The sequence below is a fragment of the Nitrobacter vulgaris genome, assembly GCF_031453995.1.
Classification (GTDB): domain Bacteria; phylum Pseudomonadota; class Alphaproteobacteria; order Rhizobiales; family Xanthobacteraceae; genus Nitrobacter; species Nitrobacter vulgaris.
On sequence record NZ_JAVDPZ010000028.1, the window covers coordinates 1 to 19505 of the forward strand.

Annotated in this window: 15 protein-coding genes and 4 pseudogenes; 11 read left to right on the forward strand and 8 right to left on the reverse strand. The window is 57.3% G+C overall.

What is annotated here, in order from left to right; translation table 11 throughout:
• Window positions 1–496: pseudogene (locus GGQ85_RS15455) on the forward strand (hypothetical protein); the annotation flags it as partial.
• A 318-nt stretch (window positions 497–814) separates the two neighbouring features.
• Here GGQ85_RS15455 and GGQ85_RS15460 read toward each other — a convergent pair.
• The 4 genes from GGQ85_RS15460 to chrA form a co-directional block, all read right to left on the reverse strand.
• Window positions 815–1375 (reverse strand): DUF6910 family protein, encoded by a 561-nt coding sequence (locus tag GGQ85_RS15460; protein WP_309775250.1) that lies wholly within the window; start codon window positions 1373–1375, stop codon window positions 815–817.
• The gene (locus GGQ85_RS15465; protein WP_309775251.1) at window positions 1341–2258 is read right to left on the reverse strand and encodes a hypothetical protein; all 918 of its coding nucleotides are present in this window, start codon (window positions 2256–2258) and stop codon (window positions 1341–1343) included. The genes GGQ85_RS15460 and GGQ85_RS15465 overlap by 35 nt, the downstream gene beginning before the upstream one ends.
• Before the next feature lie 126 nt (window positions 2259–2384).
• Window positions 2385–3275: a DUF1259 domain-containing protein gene (locus GGQ85_RS15470; RefSeq protein ID WP_309775252.1), complete on the reverse strand. Its 891-nt coding sequence runs from the start codon at window positions 3273–3275 to the stop codon at window positions 2385–2387.
• A gap of 71 nt (window positions 3276–3346) precedes the next feature.
• Window positions 3347–4753 (reverse strand): chromate efflux transporter, encoded by a 1407-nt coding sequence (gene chrA / locus GGQ85_RS15475; RefSeq protein WP_309775253.1) that lies wholly within the window; start codon window positions 4751–4753, stop codon window positions 3347–3349.
• A 1144-nt stretch (window positions 4754–5897) separates the two neighbouring features.
• Here chrA and GGQ85_RS15480 point away from each other — a divergent pair.
• Window positions 5898–6512, forward strand: a pseudogene (locus tag GGQ85_RS15480) (lytic transglycosylase domain-containing protein); the annotation flags it as partial.
• A gap of 146 nt (window positions 6513–6658) precedes the next feature.
• On the opposite strand, the gene GGQ85_RS15485 reads toward GGQ85_RS15480, so the two are convergent.
• Window positions 6659–6940 (reverse strand): hypothetical protein, encoded by a 282-nt coding sequence (locus GGQ85_RS15485; protein ID WP_309775295.1) that lies wholly within the window; start codon window positions 6938–6940, stop codon window positions 6659–6661.
• Window positions 6941–7266: 326 nt separating this feature from the next.
• Complete coding sequence (locus tag GGQ85_RS15490) at window positions 7267–7449, reverse strand: hypothetical protein (RefSeq protein WP_309775254.1); 183 nt, start codon at window positions 7447–7449, stop codon at window positions 7267–7269.
• 187 nt (window positions 7450–7636) lie between these two features.
• On the opposite strand from GGQ85_RS15490, the pseudogene GGQ85_RS15495 reads away from it, so the two are divergent.
• From GGQ85_RS15495 to GGQ85_RS15520, 6 genes and pseudogenes are all read left to right on the forward strand, one after another.
• Window positions 7637–7788, forward strand: a pseudogene (locus GGQ85_RS15495) (SOS response-associated peptidase); the annotation flags it as partial.
• A 749-nt stretch (window positions 7789–8537) separates the two neighbouring features.
• Window positions 8538–8702, forward strand: coding sequence for a redoxin domain-containing protein (locus tag GGQ85_RS15500; protein WP_374708903.1), 165 nt, complete (start codon window positions 8538–8540; stop codon window positions 8700–8702).
• A 1073-nt stretch (window positions 8703–9775) separates the two neighbouring features.
• A complete protein-coding gene (locus GGQ85_RS15505) occupies window positions 9776–10222 on the forward strand; it encodes an Hsp20 family protein (RefSeq protein ID WP_309775255.1) in 447 nt (148 codons plus the stop codon).
• Window positions 10223–10580: 358 nt separating this feature from the next.
• Window positions 10581–10931 (forward strand): hypothetical protein, encoded by a 351-nt coding sequence (locus tag GGQ85_RS15510; protein WP_309775256.1) that lies wholly within the window; start codon window positions 10581–10583, stop codon window positions 10929–10931.
• Window positions 10932–11020: 89 nt separating this feature from the next.
• Window positions 11021–11305 carry a hypothetical protein gene (locus GGQ85_RS15515; protein WP_309775257.1) on the forward strand — a complete coding sequence of 95 codons (285 nt, stop codon included), beginning with the start codon at window positions 11021–11023 and terminating at the stop codon, window positions 11303–11305.
• Between the two features lie 504 nt (window positions 11306–11809).
• Window positions 11810–14395 (forward strand): PAS domain-containing protein, encoded by a 2586-nt coding sequence (locus tag GGQ85_RS15520; RefSeq protein WP_309775258.1) that lies wholly within the window; start codon window positions 11810–11812, stop codon window positions 14393–14395.
• A gap of 509 nt (window positions 14396–14904) precedes the next feature.
• Here the strand turns inward: GGQ85_RS15520 and GGQ85_RS15525 are convergent.
• Both GGQ85_RS15525 and GGQ85_RS15530 read right to left on the reverse strand, forming a co-directional pair.
• Window positions 14905–15429, reverse strand: a complete 525-nt coding sequence (locus GGQ85_RS15525; RefSeq protein ID WP_309775260.1) for a DUF4142 domain-containing protein — start codon at window positions 15427–15429, stop codon at window positions 14905–14907.
• Window positions 15430–15719: 290 nt separating this feature from the next.
• Window positions 15720–16100, reverse strand: a complete 381-nt coding sequence (locus tag GGQ85_RS15530; protein WP_309775261.1) for an EF-hand domain-containing protein — start codon at window positions 16098–16100, stop codon at window positions 15720–15722.
• Window positions 16101–16316: 216 nt separating this feature from the next.
• Between GGQ85_RS15530 and ku the strand changes: the two are divergent.
• The 3 genes and pseudogenes from ku to GGQ85_RS15545 all read left to right on the forward strand — a co-directional run bounded on the left by ku (window position 16317) and on the right by GGQ85_RS15545 (window position 19502).
• A pseudogene (ku, locus tag GGQ85_RS15535) lies at window positions 16317–17243 on the forward strand (non-homologous end joining protein Ku).
• Window positions 17244–17259: 16 nt separating this feature from the next.
• Window positions 17260–17394 (forward strand): hypothetical protein, encoded by a 135-nt coding sequence (locus GGQ85_RS15540; RefSeq protein WP_309775262.1) that lies wholly within the window; start codon window positions 17260–17262, stop codon window positions 17392–17394.
• Between the two features lie 1016 nt (window positions 17395–18410).
• A complete protein-coding gene (locus GGQ85_RS15545) occupies window positions 18411–19502 on the forward strand; it encodes a S1C family serine protease (RefSeq protein WP_374708904.1) in 1092 nt (363 codons plus the stop codon).
• The last annotated feature ends 3 nt before the right edge of the window (window positions 19503–19505 follow it).

Here is a 19505-nt window from a genome sequence, read left to right on the forward strand (position 1 = left end):
TAGGGAAAAGCGCGCTTCGCGAGCGGCCTCTGCCGCGCCCAGACTGGCCTGCTTTTACTCCGCCTCCGTGGCTTGGTTTTGCTCCGCCGTTGACAGCGCGAGCAAGCCGGTCTATGCGCCGTACCTCGAGCACATGCCGCCCGATCCTCGCGCCGGAGAGTTTTGGCTGACGAACCGCGCGCCGGATCGCTGGAAGCACAAGCAGAAGATCGAGCACAACGAGGCTACCGACAGTCCGCTTCGATTGCTCGCCGAGCAAATTTCCGGGCACGCCATTCGCCCGCGCCTTCCAGAGCCCAAGGTTATTGATCAGACCGAGTCGAGCACGATCTGTCCGCAGCAGCCGCAGAGCGTAACCAGCGTAATCACTGCCGAGCCGGTTACGCGCGCCGCGGTGGTTACGCACCCCGTCCAGGACGATGACGATCGCCCGCGCGCACCGCGCATCCACACGATTTCGCGTGAGTCTTTCGAAGACTATGATGTTGAAGAGTAAAGCTCAACGTCACTAGGCCAACCACAAGAACCAGTTGCGTTGCTTGGGCAGCCGCGCCGTTCCAGCCTGGAAGCCATGCCCGTCAGATATGCTTCTGATCGCTTCTACATTTCGGAAGTAAATTTAAAAGGTCCAATAATCGTAACGCGCTGTGATCGCAAAAAACCGTCGAGCAAGAGAAACAAGGTGCCCTGAAAAAAGAATACGCGCGTTGTCAATTTTGGGCACACAAAAGTTTCTCGTTTATGACGAAAACGCCTGAAGTGCGCTTCCCTACGCCTGTCGTCACGTGTCTTCGGACCGGAAACATCGCGGCGTTTATCTCAAATTTTTCGGACCTATAGACACCGAGTATTCAACCGGGGATCCGTTAGGGCTGCTGTCCGACAGAACCAGAAATTTCAGGTTCGACTTATCGTGACTGATATAAAGTATCGCTTCGGGCTTTCCCAAAGAGCCGTCGATCGCGGCAACCGGATTCGGAATTTCTTCGGGCTTTTCCGGATCAAATAGAAAAACTTGCGACCCGATTGCCTGGTCAAGTGTCGGTCCGCTCAGAATAAGAAGCCGTCCATCCGGAAGAGCCGCCAGATCCCTTATCCCTGCATGTGATCCGAGTGACACCAGCATCGGTTCCGTAAAGGGTCCTGCGAGCCGCTCCTTTCCGTCCTTGAAAAGGTTGTCCACGTTCGCGACGACGATCACAGCTTTGCCACCGATGAGCGGAGCCCGCAAGCCGACATACATGCGCGAACCATGCACTGCGATGCCTTCGATGTTCAGGCCCGAAGCGTCGCTGTCGCCGTTCTGCTCCTTCAGAGCGTGAGCGAAGAAGGGCGCGAGATCACCGCGATTCAACGCATCGGACGTCGATGCCATCGGCCTCGGTGCCAGCGAGCCGAACAGAACGAATTAGCCCGGGGACGGCGCTGTATTTGTTGGTCGGAAACTGACCCGGCAGGGTCGTCGAGGAGACAGCTAGCGGAGCTTCCAGCTTAAAAAGCTCGTGCAACTCGGCCAACGGCGTGCCGTCCGTGGCAGGTAAACCTAGCCACTCTCGAAGCATCGCCGCTGTGAGGGGTGGTTCACCGGGATCAGGATAGCGCACTGCCGGATGATCGAGAAGATCCGCAAACGTAAATCCTGTTTCATTGCCGGGCTTCTTGAGCCCTGCATGAAGTTGTCTACGGAGTGCGACGTGAAGCGGCCCATAGATGAAGTCGTTGGTTTCCTTTACGCCAATCTGCCGGCTGGCTTTGGCGAAATAGCCCCCAGCCGGATTAGCCGGAGGTGCAGGGCGTAGCGCTTCGCGGACCGACTGTGGCCAGGTGGTCCACTCCGCGTCGAGCAATTCCGGCGACCAACCGCCCCACGTCAATGATCGCCCGCCAATTGCATATACCAATCCGCCGTACGTGAGCGATGAGTGATTCACCCACGGCACACGGAAGTTCGGCGCGCCCCCCTGAAATGGCATGTTCTGGACGTGCTCGGGCAGCACGAAAGGTCCCGCCTCGAGCACGAGGATTCGGCGGCTGCGCGTTGTATCGTTGACGAAAAGATGCTCTGCTACGACGGAGCCGAACGTGCCGCCGCCGATGATGATTACGTCGAAGTCGCGCTTTCGTCCGGCGATGACCTGGCCCGTGCTGGCAAAAGCCTCTTGCAAGGTATTGCAGAGGAAACGGCTTTGATGATCCAGGCTGAAGCTCGTTGTCTGGGCGAGCGTGTCTTTCACACCTTCGAACAGCTCTTTGATCATGATGGACTCCCTCCGTGTATGTCAGCCTTGTTGCGCGTCAAGAGGAAATAGCAGGTCTACGACGGCTCTAAAGCGAAGCCGGCATCTATGAGAGCCAAGGCCACGCTCTAAACGCTGATCGCGATACTAGTTTGCCCTCCTCGCAGTTTTATCGATAGCGGATCGAAGACCTTGCGCGAGCTTGATCGCGTCGTCGTGCGCCCAGAAATGCAGAAAGTAGAGTCGCGGTTGTTCTTCCAGCATGTGGCTGTGGATGGCCGTCACCTCGATGCCACCCGAGCGCAATGCCTTGACCACCGGATTCACCTCGTCGCCTGTCAGCACGAAATCGCCGGTGGTTGCTGCCTTGCCGCCGCCGGTTGGCTGGAAGTTGACCCCAGTGGCCAAGCCCATTGGCCCCGCGGGGGCGATCGCCATCCCGTCCATCGTAATTTCGTCACGGCGGGCGACGCCGATCTGATAGACGCCAGCATTGGCATGTCCCTTCGCACCGATGATCTGGTCGATCTGAGCAGTGTCGAGGTCGAGGGGAGGCGTTGCAGCCGCAGCGGTCGGTGCTGCAAGTGGGGTTTTGCTCTCGGCGAGAGCGTCGTGGAGGACGGAGGCCATCTTCACCGCGTCTCCATGTCCCCCGACATGCAGATAGAAGGTCGCGGGGGTTGCCCGAAGCAGGTGATTATGAATCGCTGTGACTTCGAGGCCACCCTCGATGAGCTTCGACATCACTGGATTAATCTCGGTGTCGAGAAGGACGAGATCGCCCATGACCATGGTGCCACCGTGATCGGGTTTGAACGCAAGCCAGCCACCGAGTGCAAGGGCGGGTGCGATCGAAACCCCATCAAGGGTCACTTTGAGATCGCTTCTCGGAAAACCGTAACGATGAACGTCGCCGGATATGGCTGCCTTGCGGCCGAGCGTCGAATCCACCGTTTGCCAGTCAATGTCTTGGGCATTGGCTAATGTGGTTGAGGCAAGGATAAGGCCACCAAGAAAAGCCGAAAATAGTGCTCGCATGTTCATCTCCATTTGAAAGGGAAATCCTGTTTTCAGACCCTGATCCGTATTGCGCCTCTTTGATTTGGTCATCACCTCAACACCCCAGCGAGATGGAGACCGATGCCGACGGCACAACAGGCGCCAAGCGTCGGTATCATGCCGATCTTGAATCGGAAGATCGCAATCGCGGCCGCGGCTGATAGTCCGAGCGCCCATGGATCGACGCTCGCCAGTTTCGGCGCGTCGAAATTCACCAGCAATCCGTGAACCGGAATGGTCTCCCGAAAGATGGTGTGGATCGCGAACCAGACGGCAAGATTGAGAACCACCCCCACAACTGCAGCTATGATGGCGGAGAGTGCGGACGCCAGGGTCTTGTTTCCCCGAATGACTTCGATGAATGGCGCGCCGAGGAAGATCCAAAGGAAGCATGGGGTGAACGTGACCCACGTGGCAAGCAATCCGCCTAGTGTCCCCGCCAGCATCGGCGATAGCGTGCCGGGATCACGATAGGCCGCCATGAATCCTACGAATTGCAGGACCATGATGAGGGGACCAGGAGTGGTTTCCGCCATGCCGAGGCCGTCCAGCATTTCGCCTGGCTTCAACCAGCCATAGCGATCGACGGCCTGCTGGGCGACATAAGCAAGCACGGCATAGGCGCCGCCGAACGTAACCATTGCCATCTTGCTGAAGAACACGGCGATCTGGCTGAAGACATTCTCGGATCCAAGCCATGCGAGCAGCACAATCACGGGAATGAGCCAAAGCACCAAACAGATTGCGGCTACGCGCAGAAAGCGGGGGAGGGCTGGTCGGGTATGTTCCGGCTGACTCTCGCCGAGCAGGCTGTCAACGAGGGCGGTGTTGCCTGTGTCGTTGTTTGATCCGTGGTCAGCCGTAACCTCGAATGCTTTGATTTCCAAGTCAGCGCCGAGAAACCCAATCAATGCTGCGCCAAAAACGATAATAGGAAATGGCACGTTGAAGAAGAAGATGCTGACGAACGCCACTGCCGCGAGCGCCTTCATGACGCGGTTCTTCAGGGACCGCTTGCCGATCCGCATCATGGCTTCGAGGACGATCGCCAGAACGGCGGCTTTCAATCCTAAGAACAGTGCTACGATGATTGGAACGTTGCCGAACGCAGCGTAGACGTAACTCAGTGCCATGATCGAGATGATGCCGGGGACGACGAAAAGGCCGCCTGCCAGCAAGCCTCCCACAGTTTGGTGCATCAGCCAGCCGACATAGGTCGCAAGTTGTTGTGCTTCCGGGCCCGGCAGCAACATGCAGTAGCTCAACGCATGGAGAAATCGATCCTCGGAAATCCATCGCTTATCTTCGACGAGGACGCGATGCATGACGGCGATTTGCCCGGCGGGCCCACCGAAACTAAGTAGAGCTATGCGGACCCAGACAGGAATCGCCTCAGTAAGAGACACGCCATGCTTCGGCAGAGGACGAGGTTTTTCAATGGTCGTTAACGCCGTCATGGACATTCTCCACCGTGATGTCCAAACCCAGGGTGCTGTTTCTGGCCCTCGAGACGACACCATTTGTACAGCGCGCGGTAGATGACGAGGTCGCGTCTCGACACGTCGTGCTCGCCGGGGGTGTTGGCTCCAAGGCACGGGAACGCGAGAAGCCCATCACATTGGGGTGCGTTAACGCCCATGACACGCAGGGTTGCAACTCCCTGCCTATCGCCATGAAGCAACGGGTGAATATTTGGCGGCCGTCCGGAAATTCGTCTCGCCATTGCTCGACGCTTTCCGAAGATCGGCGAAGAGCAAAACTTCGTAGCCCGCGCGAACTTGCAAAATCGAAACCGCCCAAAGCCAACAACAATTGGCTCGGCATCCGAACAGAGCAATACGTAAAGGGAAATGAAGAGCTTGATTCCGTCCACGCGCAACCCCCTCGATAAATCGAGCGCCGCGCAGAGCTTGGACGGAAACCGTCTGATCGGGGAGTCTGCCTATCCCCTGTAACGAGACTAGATCATAGACGCGCTTGGATTCAAGACCGCGTCATACGATCGGAAGAATATTTCAGTGCTTTCCGTCTGAGTATTTTGGCCTAGCTAGCGGCGGACCTTATTGAAGATGTACCCGTAGGCAAGACAAAAAACTGCTCCGTATGTGAAGCTTGAATAGCCCGTGAGGAGAACTTGCCCTGCCCGCCCCGTAGGGCGTGATTTGTGAGGGTATCGAAAGCCAATAGGCTGAGTGCCACGGTCATCATACCCATGACGATCAAGGCGATGACTTGCGTCGCAAAAAGATGCCGATAGATGCGATCGGCCAGTATCGACAGAATTTTGTCGGCTCCCAGTGAGGTTATTCCGAGATGTCGTTTCTCTCGTCGGGGGTTAAACGATCCATTTGAGCGTGGAACAAGCGACAGCCCCGTTGGCCTTGACGGCTGTCCATCGGCTCAATTGGCAATCGTTCGCACGAGTTTATCTGGCCGTCGAGACTGAGCCCCAACAGATCGCCGACATTGCGCCGAGGTATCGAACTTTTGCATAGAAGACTCTCGTGACGCACAAATCCCAAAACTGCCTCAAACTGCCCATGAATCTGCCCCGGCTATCGGTGTATTCGCCGTTGCGACCAAATGAGGCGAATTCGCCTGATGCGACGAACGACGGCAAGCTGTCTCGCCCTTCTATTACTGTGCCTTGAACCTTTTTTAGGTTCCGAGCGGGTCGTGAGGACTTCAAACATTCAGAGGCTGGATCTTCTGACATACCCCTGGTCACCGCAGCCGTTGCCGACGGTTTTCCTTGGAAAGCTCGTATTGGAATCGTCCGCGTCGAACGGTGGCGAGCTTGATGCTGGTCTCGCTGACATCACCCCAGCGGCGCCTCGGCCAGGAATCATAATACCAGAAATCACAAGAGATGAATCATCCGGACCCCAACTGTCGATTGAGGAGTTCTGTCTGACGTTGGCGGCTGCTGCCGAAGCCAGCGATATTCCAATCGCGTTCTTTGCCCGGTTGATCTGGCAAGAGAGCGAATTCAGGCTTAACGAAACCAGCCCTGCGGGGGCCCAGGGGGTCGCGCAATTTATGCCGCGTACAGCGAGCGAGGTTGGTCTCGATAATCCCTTCGATCCGCTAAAGGCGCTGCCGGCATCGGCGCGCTTTTTGCGTCGGCTCCGCGACGAGTTTGGCAATCTCGGGCTGGCCGCTGCAGCCTATAATGCGGGTAGCGGCCGCGTTCGAGGTTGGCTTGCGCGCAAAGAAGCGTTGCCGGCTGAGACCCAAACCTATGTCCGGAAAATCACCGGCAGCTCCGCAGCGAATTGGGCAGTGGAATCGAAAACCTTAAAGATGGCACAACAGCTTCCTGCTCGGGCATCGTGCGAAGGCACCGAGGGATTGTCTCGGAATCAGTCGGACGTTGCCGTTTCCGTATCGCTTGCGCCGGCGATCAGCGGTATCGTCAAAAAGGCCAAGCGGGAAGCGGACGCAGCACGCGCCTCAGCAAAAGCAGCTGCTGCCGCGAACAAGAAATCGCGCTCGACGTCGATAAAACTAAAAATGCGCAATATTGCCCCCATAAAATCTTCTGGCTCGGCCGCGAGAATGGCAAATGCAAAAAGGCGCCGCGCTACCAAGATGGCATCGGCTTCGTCGCGATAAGTAGCATAATGAGTGGTGATGCTTACCAACCTCTACCGCCGACGCCCGCCAACCGCGGGTGCAAGTTCCTACCGCCAAGAAACTATGGTTAAGTGATCGGACTGTGGGCGCTACGGGTGAGGACGCACGTCTGTCGCCTGCTGGTGCTTAGCAGCAGGCCCGCCTTGTTCTGGATGACCCGAGACCAATCCCTAAGAACCGCTGCCTAGGCAACGATCAAAGCCGATAGGCTCGGTATCTTTCGGATCGAGAGCCGCGTCCCACATGAGGATGTTGCCGCGACGAACCCGCGCACGTTACAATCTCGTCATAGAGGGAGGTCCATCGTGCGCCCCGACCTCCATCTTTTGGACGGTTACCAAACCGCGCGGAGAGCGGCGACATACTCGGTCTCAAGATCGGTGGTCGGACGGTGGTGTGCTTCACCATAATCTGCGGTCAGATCAAGGTCGGCCCTGTCTATAAAGGCCAACGTGTTTTTCTTCTTCTCGAACCGACTGGGCTGTCTCGGATCGGCGCTAATTTCGACGGCAGTCACGGTGGCGCTGCTTTTCATGTTCGGAATATTACGGTTCTGACCGAGTCAGAATGCATCTGGTAGGATTGCTTCTACTCTTCGCGATATCGCCACATCCGCTCGAGGACAAAAATTCTGTCAAACGACGCAAAGCTCCTTCGATTGACACTAAGCATCAAGATGATTCGAATTTTGTGATCTTGCCCGGAAGGCACTGATGGACGCTACAAAAAAGTGGGCGGATAAACTTCGAGCAAAGGGAAAGATAGTTGATTTCAAGCAGTTGCTGGGTCTGGAGCCGGACAGCGGGACCCCGAACATCAGATACGTTTCAGCGTCCATTGGACGCGGTGGCTCGGCAATACAATCTCGGTGCCGACGCCGAGGTCGCAAAGCAGTATCTGCTTTAGGCGCTCGAATTGATCGAAAGAGCCTAAGAACCCAAGCGACTGACCTCGGCACCACTAGCGCCGAACAGCACGCCAGATCGTGCAGCCTCTCCTCTAATCCGGCGGACCGTTGTTAATGCTTGGAACGCCCGCGAGTGAATAATCCCAGCCTTCGACCCAATAGGAGGAGTTTGATGCGAAAAATCACCCTGATGTCAGCCTGTATCGCACTGTCGCTTTTTACAGGCGAAGCGTCAGCGACAAAAATAACTGCAAGACAGGTCATTGCGATCTGTGGTGTCCAGCTTCAAAGCGGAGGCGTCGGAGATACCCACGCATCTGGATGCGAACAAAAGTGCGGCGGAAAGGTTTGCACCTTCAATTGCTGCAGCGGACCAAAGTGCGGCGAGGAGGGCTGCCACGGATATATTGTTGAAAAGCGGCCGCTCCCCTCGTCGCTTGTTAACCAGTTAAAGGGCACGTCGCATGCTCGGAAACATCATTAGTCTTCCTGCTGTGGCGTGGCTCACCCATCGCAGAGGCTGCCAGTCGTCTCCAGGCGGCATCGCTACTGAGCGATCATGGTGCTGGCCCTGCGCGTGAGCTGAGCTGACGGGCGTCTTGGAAGCGAAGCACGGTGGTAGATTGACATGCTCGTTCTGTGAGGCAGATAGAACAAACGTAAGTCGCGTACAAAGTATCTGTCCTCAGGCGCGGGGTATGTCCCCGGGCGTTGGTTTTGTGGCGATTTGCTCGAACGATGCGGCGAGCCATCCCGAAGATTCATTTGGGAATATGAAGAACTTCGCCAAAACTCATAATTTCCCGTTTCCTTATCTGCACGACGAGACCCAAGCAGCCGCGCGAGCATATGGGGCGGTGTGACCGGACTTCTTCGGCTACAGCGCCGACCGCAAGCTCCAGTATCGCGGGCGGCTCGACGAGGGTCGTAAAACTCCACCCCGCGCGGAGGCGCCCCGAGAGCTCCTCAAAGGCCATGTGCGCGATTGCGGGGGCAGGTGTGGCACCGGCTGATCAAACCCGTCTCTTGGTTGCTCGATCAAATGGAAGGATGCATAAAACCGAGGAGCTGCACCACCTTACCGATAGCGCGCCCCTATGCGTCGTAAAGCGCAACGATGAAGTTCGACCGCAGCCTGCTAAAAGCGCCGCAGGCGGCTATTTCAGCGCCTGGCTGCAAATCAGAAGTCAGGATCTGCAGCTCCCAAGGGTTTTGAGCTAATCAGTCGGCCAATCGCCGGACAACGGCGGACGCGCGGTCGGACTTAGATGATGATCCGCGTTAGTGACGGATGTTTTCGAATCCCCTATCGATAAAGCTCGCAAGTCCGCTCTCGCCGCCGAGGCGGCAGATAATGAAAGCTGGCTGCATTGGGTGCAGCTCAACATCCGTCAAGAGGACGAACTCGCGATAATCGAGCCGCATCCGCTCTCCTGGACCGGTTATGGATCTCGTGCAGCGGTTGGGGGTGAAGGAGATACAAGCTTGACTCTCATACACGACAATCTGCCTTCCATCTTGGTCTAACCGACGAGACACTGCTGACTGAGACCATCATGACCACCGCGACCGCCGCCGAACCGACCCGGCCTCGGGCATGGGCGAATGAAGCGGTCAACAAAAGGCCGGCCGCTGCCCAGCGCACGGACCGCCGAAGCTCACCCCGCGAGATCACGAAAAAGAGGGAGCCTCACAACAGCGCCCGTCACTAGGAAGACAAGCACGCCATCAGCGAGAAACCCTCACGGAAGCCGGATGCGATTGAGGCACTAAAATTTATCTCGGGGTCCGCTTGAAATCTGCACCCATTTTTCTAAGTCGATTTTTGCCGCTGAAGAAGCGGTCTCGAGCGCTAGAAGGGCTCGAGGATTGAGACGGGCGCCGGCCGGTGTCCGACGTCCGCTCGTATCCATCTTGCTCCAAGGAGGATTTGGCTATGAGAGCTTATAATTTTACACCCCTGTGGCGATCCACTATCGGATACGACCACCTTCTCGACCTCGTTGATGCAGCGCAACGCAACAAAGGCGAGGATCACTATCCACCATACGACATCGAGCGGCAGTCTGAAGACCGCTATCAGCTCTCACTGGCGCTGGCCGGTTTCTCGCCGGATGAAATTGCGGTGACGGCCGAACACAACGTGCTCTCCATTGAAGGACGCAAGGCGACAGCGGCCAACAAGAATTACCTGTATCAGGGTATTTCGGCGCGCCAGTTCAAGCGGACCTTCAATCTCGCAGACTACGTCAAGGTCGAAGGCGCGACATTCGAGAATGGTCTCCTACAGATCAAGCTTGTAAGGGAAATTCCAGAGGCCATGAAGCCTCGGCGCATTCCCATCGGCGGTGGTCCGCAGATCCAAGAGATGCGCGCCGCCTAGCTGATTTTCAACTTAAGGCGGCAATCAGTTGCCGACAATACCTGCAAGTTAATCCCCAATGAAAGGAGAAGGAGGGGAAGATGAAGTGTGTCGTTCATGATCAAGTTGCATCGATGCAGTTCGCCCCGATGCGCATCACCGCTCCGTTCCAGCGGTTCTCAAAGATCCGAAGCTCTGTTCCGACGAAAAGCGGGCCATTCTATCGGCTTGGGCATCCGATATGTATGCAGTCGAATCCTCGCCCATGCTGAGAATGATTCCAGGGCACACGACGCCACTCCAATTGAGCGAAATTCTCAGCGCGCTGCGCGGCCTGGATGATGACGATCCGCCACCCCGAGGCGGAGCGGCGAAACGAATGACGGCCGGAAATGGAGAGGCCGATAGCCATGCCGCCATCGCTCCGGCGGTAACCCACCTGGCGCGTCTGCGGCGAGAGGCGGACCTGCGAGCTGCGTCCATAAAGACGCATCGAGACAGTATCCGCCGCTACAAGCGGATTCTGCAGACCAATCTCACGGATCTGGAACGTCAGTTCGTTGTCCGGCGATTAGCTGAAGAACAGTCTGCTATCCGTAACTTGTCGCAAGCACGTACTTGGGAAGGTACAGATGACGACCTCTCACATGCGGTGCTGGCAAGGCCCCCGAATCGTGCTTCGCCAAAAGCGCAAGAAGGACTTGAAGTGGCCGCTCACGGTCCTGCTTGACCTCTAGCCGGACAGCGGTTTGGCGAAGCGTAAGCTCAGAAAGGGAACAAAGCCGCCCACCTTTGCGGAGTATAGGAAAGGAAAATGACATGAGAAAGCTTGCTCTTGGAATCGTCGCGGCAGCAACGCTCCTCATCGGGACGATTGCGCCGGCATCGGCTCATTGGCGTCATCACTACTGGGGCGGTCCCGGGATAGGCCCGGGGGTTGCTCTCGGGCTTGTTGCGGGAACACTTGCCGCTGCGGCGGGGCCTCCGATCTACTATGGACCGGTCTATCGCCCGCCTCCTTATTACTTTGGTCCGCGCAGCGAACTTCGCATCGTCGGGATTCCGTATGGCTTCTCGATGAGCGGCAAACCATTATCGGGATGAGCTGTCGGACCGCGTCCGAATACCCGGCGGTCAGAAGGACGGGAGTCGCGGGCCTTAGCGCCTTTCATCTTCATGACCTCCGCAACCGGCCATCACTATTAAGGCAACAACGCCGACCGACCGAACCCGTTAAATTGCCCAACCGCTCCGTGAGCTTTGCACATGAGCGGGCAGCTCATAAGACGGGACGCATTTTGAATGCGCACTGGACCGATCCAGCGTTTAGACGCTCGACCTGTTCAAAATTGAAAGCGGAAGTGTCAGCCTATTGCTGACGGTCCAAGCGTCCGAAAACGCACAGTGTTGCCCGTCAGCCATCACATTGTTCGACTAAACACCTAAGTACGATTTTTTAAATGTGCTGCTGTGGATCTTGGAACATTGACAGTAACCAACTGGACGTGCGCTCATTGGCAGAATTACCCGAGCAAGAGCGCACGCGCTCTGGAACTCTTCTGCTGATCCGCATTGTTGCAGCGCGGAATGGGAAGCGCTGGTGCCACCATGATGCAACAAGACAATACGACGACATCCGATCGCCTGCTCTGGTCAGAAGCCGACCGTTTAGCGGCGTTGGAAAGTTTCGCCATCCTAGATACGCCACGCGAGGAGGACTTCGACGATATTGTCCGCCTTGCGACCGAAATATTCGGTGCCCCCGTCGCTCTTGTGAATTTGATCGCCCCAGACCGTCAATGGTTCAAGGCCGAGTGTGGGATAGGCACGCGCGAACTTCCTTTGGATGTCTCGAGCGCCTATGCCATTTTGCAGAATGACCTTCTAGTAGTGCCCGATACGCGCTGCGATCCCCGGTTCGCCCGTAATCCCCTCATGGCCGTCCAGGATGGATTGCGTTTTTACGCCGGGGCCCTGCTCCGCACCACCCAGGCACTTCCCATCGGGACGGTCTGCGTTCTCGACCGAAACCCTAGACCGGATGGGATTACGCGCCGTCAACGGCTCGTGCTCGAATTGCTCGCGCGGCAGGTGATGACCCAGCTCGAACTACGCAAGACGTCGGCAGAGCAGAAAGCGCGCGCCCAAGATTTGAGGATCGAGGCCCAGCAGCGGTTGGATGCTGAGATCGCGTTGCGCGATGTCGAGGAACGCCTGCGTCTCTCCAACCGCGCGACGAACGATGCGATCTGGGATTGGGATATTTCCACCGACCACGTGGTTTGGAATGAGGCTCTCGAAACAGCTTACGGGCACGCCCCGGACAACGTGACGCCCACCGGGGAGTGGTGGATCACACATATCCATCCCGCTGACCGCGAACGCATCGTTCAGAGCATCCATACCGCGATGGACGGCTCGGCAAACAGCTGGGAGGATGAATATCGTTTTCTCCGCGCCGATGCCGGTTATGCTAGCGTCCTGGATCGCGGGCATATCATCCGTAATGAACATGGCATTGCCATACGCATGATCGGGGCAATGTTGGATCTCACTGAGCGCCAGCGCACCCGGGCAGAGCTTACCCTCCATGAGGAACGCCTTCGATTAGCGACTCAGGCAGCCGAGGTTGGCTTCTGGGAAGTTGACCTTATCCATGACATCCTCATCTGGCCGCCCATTGTTAAACAGATGTTCGGCATCTCGCCTGAGACGCCGGCCTCCATGGCCGATTTCTACGCCGTGCTTCACCCCGACGACCGCGCCCGGATATCCGAAGCCTTTGCCGGCGCCTGCGATCCCGTGAGGCGCGCGTTATATGATGTCGAGTATCGGACTATAGGCAAAGAGGACGGTCTAATTCGGTGGGTTGCAGCCAAGGGCCGTGGCATTTTCGATTCAAATGGCGCGTGTTGCCGCGTCGTTGGCACGGCAATAGATGTAACCGAGAGAAGGCGTGCCGAAGCCGAATTGCGTGCACTCAACGAAAATCTCGAACAACGCGTGGCGAAAGTAATCGCGGAGCGCGAGCAAACCGAAGATGCCTTGCGGCAAGCTCAGAAGATGGAGGCGGTTGGACAACTCACTGGGGGCATAGCGCACGACTTTAATAATATGCTCGCCGTCGTCATGGGCTCTCTGGAAATACTACGCAGGCAAGTGGGGACGTCCGATACGCGCGCAGCCCGTTATATTGAATTGGCGAAAGAGGGCGCGCAGCGTGCAACGACGCTTACGCAACGGTTATTGGCCTTTTCGCGCCAGCAGCCCCTCAATCCTGAAGTTCTGGACTTAAACAAGCTTGTGCCAGGTATGTCCGAACTTCTAAGCCATTCTTTGGGAGCAGACATTCAATACGAAACCGTACTCGCCGACGGGCTCTGGCGCGCGCATGTCGATCGCAATCAGCTTGAAAGCGCAATTCTCAACCTGGCCGTCAACGCGCGCGATGCTATGGTTGAAGCGGGAAGGCTCACCATCGAGACTCAAAATACGCATATCGATGAGCTTCTCCCCGCCGCGGACTATGGAGTTCCCGCCGGGCAATATGTGACCATCGCTATGTCCGACACGGGAGGCGGCATGCCTCCCGAGGTCATTGCCAAAGCCTTCGATCCGTTCTTCACAACTAAGGCTGTCGGTAAAGGGACTGGGCTGGGGCTGAGCCAGGTTTATGGGTTCGTGAAGCAGTCCGGCGGACACGTAAAAATTTATTCCGAACTTGGCAAGGGCACGACGATCAAGCTCTACCTGCCTCGTTTCTTCGGCGCGGCAGACAACCATAGCGATAAACTGTCGGCCGTTCTACCTCTTGGAAAAACCCATGAGGTCATTCTCGTTGTTGAGGACGAGGCCGCCGTGCGCCAACTTAGCGTCGATGCATTGATGGAAATAGGGTATGACGTGCTGGAGGCCGACGGCGGTGTAGCGGCGTTGCGCGTCCTTGACGCCCACCCCGAAATTGCGCTGCTTTTCACTGATATCGTGATGCCGGACATGAATGGTCGAAGGCTGGCCGATGAAGTGCGTAAGCGTCGCCCTGACATCAAGGTTCTTTATACGACCGGCTACACCCGCAACTCCGTTATGCATAATGGTGTAGTCGATCCTGATGTTGAGCTGATCGGCAAGCCGTTCACCTTCGACCAGTTGGCGGCAAAGGTTCGGGAGGTTTTGCAGTGCGAGACGAAGTGAAGCTTAGCGCCAATAGGCTAGGGCACAGCATTGTGTTCCACCGCCCATGCGCTGCCGCTCATCTTCTGATCTCCTGGTTCTTCTGCTAGCAGCTCACACCCACAGCATTTGTCACGCCGGCAGCGGTTGACGTGTACCGTATTTCGGCGTGGTTCTTCTGCTAGCAGCCTTACGCTTCCGTCGCCATGGACTTGTGGGCTCCTCCCGTTGGTGCATGGCGGCGGACGGTTAGCGGGTGTTGGTGACCGATGGTCAGGGTAGTACGCTGTGAGAAAGCTTTTGCGTCATTTGCCGGTGAAATTGCGATGGTTACTATAGACGGATGCCGTCGTGATGCTGATTCCAGTTGGCTGGTTACGAGTAATCACTCGCGTATCAAGGACTCTTCGGACAGCTGGCACATCGGACGGCTCGCGCCACCCGCGCTAAGGAGCACGCGAAACGGGCGAAAGCGGTAGCCAAGGCCGAGGTAACAACCGGCCAATATCCGGCGATATCATGTGACGCTACTACTTCAATTCCGCTGCAACCTGCTCGGCGTGCTGCTCGTGACCTTTAAAGATCATGAGCCCCCTCTGTAGCAAATTCTTCAATTCCGCGTTGCTAGCTGACGGAATAAGCGTGGTTTGAAGCGAGTTGTTGACAGTCCTGTGGTACGCGACTTCGTCATTGGTGTAGGCTTGGTCGAAATCGGCTCCCTTGAGCTTCGAGCGCGCCTTGCTCTTCGCTGCTGCGTCCCTAGCCAAAGCCCGGCTTGTTTCATTGTCCTTGGGTGTGACTTTGAGTTTCTTAAGTAGCGCGAGAGCCTGCTTGTTCACGGCTTCATGATCCCGCACCATATCGGTGGCGAATGCTTTCACGTCCTTGTTCTTCGACCTTTCCAGCGCCTGCTTTGCCGCGGCGATATCGATCTTTCCTGCGGTGTAAACAATATGAGCGATCTGCGGGTCTGTAGGTTGCTGTCCTTGCGCAAAGGCACTACTGCTGTTCATCAGCGCCGCAATCGCGATTGCCGTGTTCAATCGAACGAACATTCAGATACTCCTATGAAGCAATTGCAATTACTGCAGGCTCAGCTCTAGCGACTAAGATGTGGTTGCCCAGGCTCATTTTTGTCCTCCGGCTCAGAGTTGAACCCTGATGGCGAATCGCGTCTTCAGCCGGGATGCCACGGGATTTCACACGCTTCGCCACTAGCGCCGCTCAAAAAACACCCGCCGCTCCCAAGTAAGCGGCGGGGCAAGTCAGGTCATGCTCATCGCAGGATGCAACGCTCAGGGTGCGGAGCGGTTCCGGCTATTTGATGCGCCTCTAGGAAGGTCAATTAATCTTTGCTTCCATGCACGAAGAATTGCATCTCCTCCAGCGTCAGGCCCCCATCTTTGTTGGAGTCCATCGCTTTGAACATTCGCTCGTGCGCCGCTTGGAATTCCTGCAGTGAAAGCTTCCCGTCACCATTGGTGTCCGCAAGAATAAATACCATTTGCATCATCGGTGAGTGACCCATGTGACCATGGGGCGAGCCGTAGCCCATGGAGCGGTGCCACGCCGCCATGTCTGTCGAGTCCCCGTGGCCCGTCATCCCACTTTGAGTCGTGCTTTCCGGCGTCGTCAGGGTGCCGCTACCTTTACCTTGCTGAGCGGATGCAGCGCCGCTAGCGAGGACGAAAGCAGATGCAGTAAGGACAAGAAGATGGTTGCGCATTGTGGTCTCCATTGAAGCTTACACGTCAATATCGGAGAAGTGAAAACGTTCCACTACGCACACAGCGGTTGAGTATGACGTTATAGCCACTGCTCTCGATCCGTGCTCTACGAATTTGGTCTTCCGCTTCCACCCAGAAGTAATCTGCAAGGCGATGTCGGAAAGAATCACCCCAATTCGTCTTGAATCGAGTCGCTGCAGTGTCGGGAGTATCGCATGGCCGCCCGCGCCAACTGGAAAGGCTTCCTGCGCCTTTCGCTCGTTACTGTCCCGTAGCCCTTTACCCTGCCACGTCGGAATCCGAGAAGGTCAGCTTCAACCAGATCAACCTGCACACGGGGCACCGCATCAAGTACGTGAAGGTGGACGCGGACACGGGCGACGAGGTCGCCAACGACGACATCATCAAAGGCTACAAGGTGGACACTGACACCTACATCGAGGTGTCAAGGAGGAGCTCGAGAACGTCGCGCTGGAGTCAACCCGCACGATCGACATCAACGAGTTCCTGCCGAAGGCCGACATCGATCCCCGCTATCTCATCAGGCCCTACTACATAGTCCCCGATGGGAAGGTGGGGCACGACGCCTTCGCAGTCATACGCGAGACGATCCGCGGCATGGACATGGTCGCAATCGGCCGCGTGGTGCTCACCAGCCGCGAGCACATCATAGCGCTCGAGCCGCTGTCCAACGGCCTCATGGGCACGCTGCTGCGCTATCCCTACGAGGTGCGCGACGAGAAGGAGTACTTCGACGGGATACAGGACGTGAAGGTCACCAAGGACATGCTCGACCTGGCCAAGCATATCGTCACGTCGAAGGCGGCCGACTTCGAGCCGGAGAAGTTCGAGGACCGCTACGAGGACGCGCTGACGAGCTCATCAACGCCAAGCGCAGCGGCAAGACGATCGGGACCAAGCCGCGGCCCAAGGGCGAGAACGTCGTGGACCTCATGGATGCGCTGAAGAAGAGCCTCGGAGGCGCTAAGTCCGAAGCTGTCGAGATCCCGGCGCCGAAGGCCAAGAAGCGCCGCAAGGCGGCGCCGGGCCAGAAGGAAATGATCATGGCGATCGAGGGCAAGAAGCCCGCCGCGAAGAAAGCGGCTAAGCCTGAGCGCGCCGCGCGCCGCAAGGCGGGATAAGAAAGCGGCCCCGAAAATGCGCGGCCGCTCTCCCGGTTCGATGCGCGCCGAAGTGGTTACGCGCTCCGTCGATGATGACGATGACGAACCGCGCGCACCGCGCATCCACACCATTTCCAAGGACTACCTGGATGACGGCGATGGCGTCTGAATATCTGAAGGAAGTCCCGGCACGATCTGCGACTTGTTCGAGCGGTTGGCGCTCTAAGTGTATTCAGCCAACGCCGTTCTGCATCGGCTGCGCTGGCACTACCAGTCTAGAAGGGCGACCGTAGCTTAAGTGCAACGAGACCGCACCGCTGGCCTGCTGGTTCCTTGGCTGACATCGCGAACTATCGCTACGAGAGCGCACAGGCTCCGCGGCGCAATGGGAGATTGATGAGTTCTTCGATCCCTTTTCAGGTTCGGCATTCCGCTCTCTTCCCGCCGGAGATGGCCCTGATGCCGCCCGTTCCGTCAAGAGGAGGACGGCGCCGTCCCTACCGCAATGGGCGCAAATTCTACACGCCGAAGGCAAGCCCGAGGGGGCGCGACGCTTTCGTCAGATGAAAGCCGACCAACCGCGCGTGTCGCAATAGCGCAAAACCAGCCCGAACAAGGCGAAGGCGACGCAGCAATGCCAGGCGGCGCAATGCTGGACCAGCCAGGGCCCGGCATTGGTCTCGGTGACAGCAATGTGTCCCACAAGACGGTGCGCATACCACCGCCACCGAGGCCGATGAGGCTCACCGCCAAGTCGCCGAAGCTCGGGGCTCAGAGACCCCAAAGGAGCGGAAGTACGATGAACGCCAACCACATCGTCTGGGGGTCTATCCGTTGAAGTGCGGCTATCGCGTGCGCCGCGCCGGATGGAACGCAAAGGCATGTGGCTTTCGCTAAGAGCGTCGGTGGGAAGCTCGCGACGTGCCGGCAGAAGGCTTCTGGTCGGACAAGAACAGTCGGTATGCGCTCGATCAAGGCGAATTCACTAAGTGCTGCCGTGCTTAACCATGAAGACCACCGCCGGCAACGACCTGATTGCGGGAAAGGTGAGCAGTTCGTGCCTGTAGAGTATGAGCCCGCGGTCTTCGGACATGAGGCAATGTAGCTGTTGAAGCGCAGCCGCAGCGTGATTAGCCTCTTTCTCGTGCGGGACGGATGGCGCCCGTTTTCACGCGGAGATCGGATGTGAGACCTCGTTTTGCGCAGCTCGCTTTGTCCTTAGCTGTGGTGCTGCTAGCCATCATCGCAGCCCGGCCGTACATCGAGCGCGCGTTTGTCACCGCTCCGCCTCGCAGCGTCCAGCCCCGAGGTTCGCTGTCGGACATTGAATTCTCGACCATAACAATTTTTGAGCGGGTTTCTCCGTCGGTGGTGCAGGTCGCTGGTCGAACGGCGACGCCCGGTCCATTTGCCGAAGGTGGCGGTAACGGCGCGGCCTCTGGCACTGGCTTTATCTGGGATGGCGCCGGCCACGTCGTAACCAACGATCACGTGGTGCAGGGTACAAACCAGCTAGCAGTCCGCTTGGCGACGGGAGAGGTTCTGGAAGCAGAATTGGTAGGTGCAGCTCCCAACTATGATCTCGCTGTGATTCGCATTAGGAACGCGATACGATTGCCGGCAGCAGTCGCTTTGGGTTCTTCGGCTGATCTGAAAGTGGGGCAATCCGCATTCGCGATCGGAAACCCGTTCGGCCTCGATCAGTCGCTGTCCAGCGGTATCATTAGCGCGCTTAAACGTAGGCTGCCGACAAGCAGCGGTCGCGAGATCTCGAACGTGATCCAGACTGATGCCGCGATTAATCCTGGCAATTCCGGCGGACCCCTCCTGGATTCGGCTGGCCGGGTAATCGGGGTCACGACTGCCATCATTTCGCCGTCCGGAGCCAATGCAGGCATCGGCTTTGCCATCCCAGTTGACGTCGTCAACCAAGTCATACCACAGCTCATCCAGAAAGGGCGCATACCGAATCCAGGCATCGGCATCATCGCAGCAAATGAGGCGGTCGCTACGCGGCTCGGACTAGAGGGCGTGGTCGTATTTCAGGTCGCGCCGGGCTCTCCTGCAGCGCGCGCGGGACTGGAAGGGGTAAGTCGTTCAACCGGCGCAATAGGTGACGTCATTATCGAAGCAGATGGAAAGCAAGTTCGGAGACTTTTGGATCTTATTGAAGTGATAGAGAAAGTAGGTGTCGGGCGATCGATTGAAGTTACTGCCTTGCATGATGGGGGAACGAAAAAAGTCCGAATTGAAATAGTCGATATCGGAGGTTCTTGACGG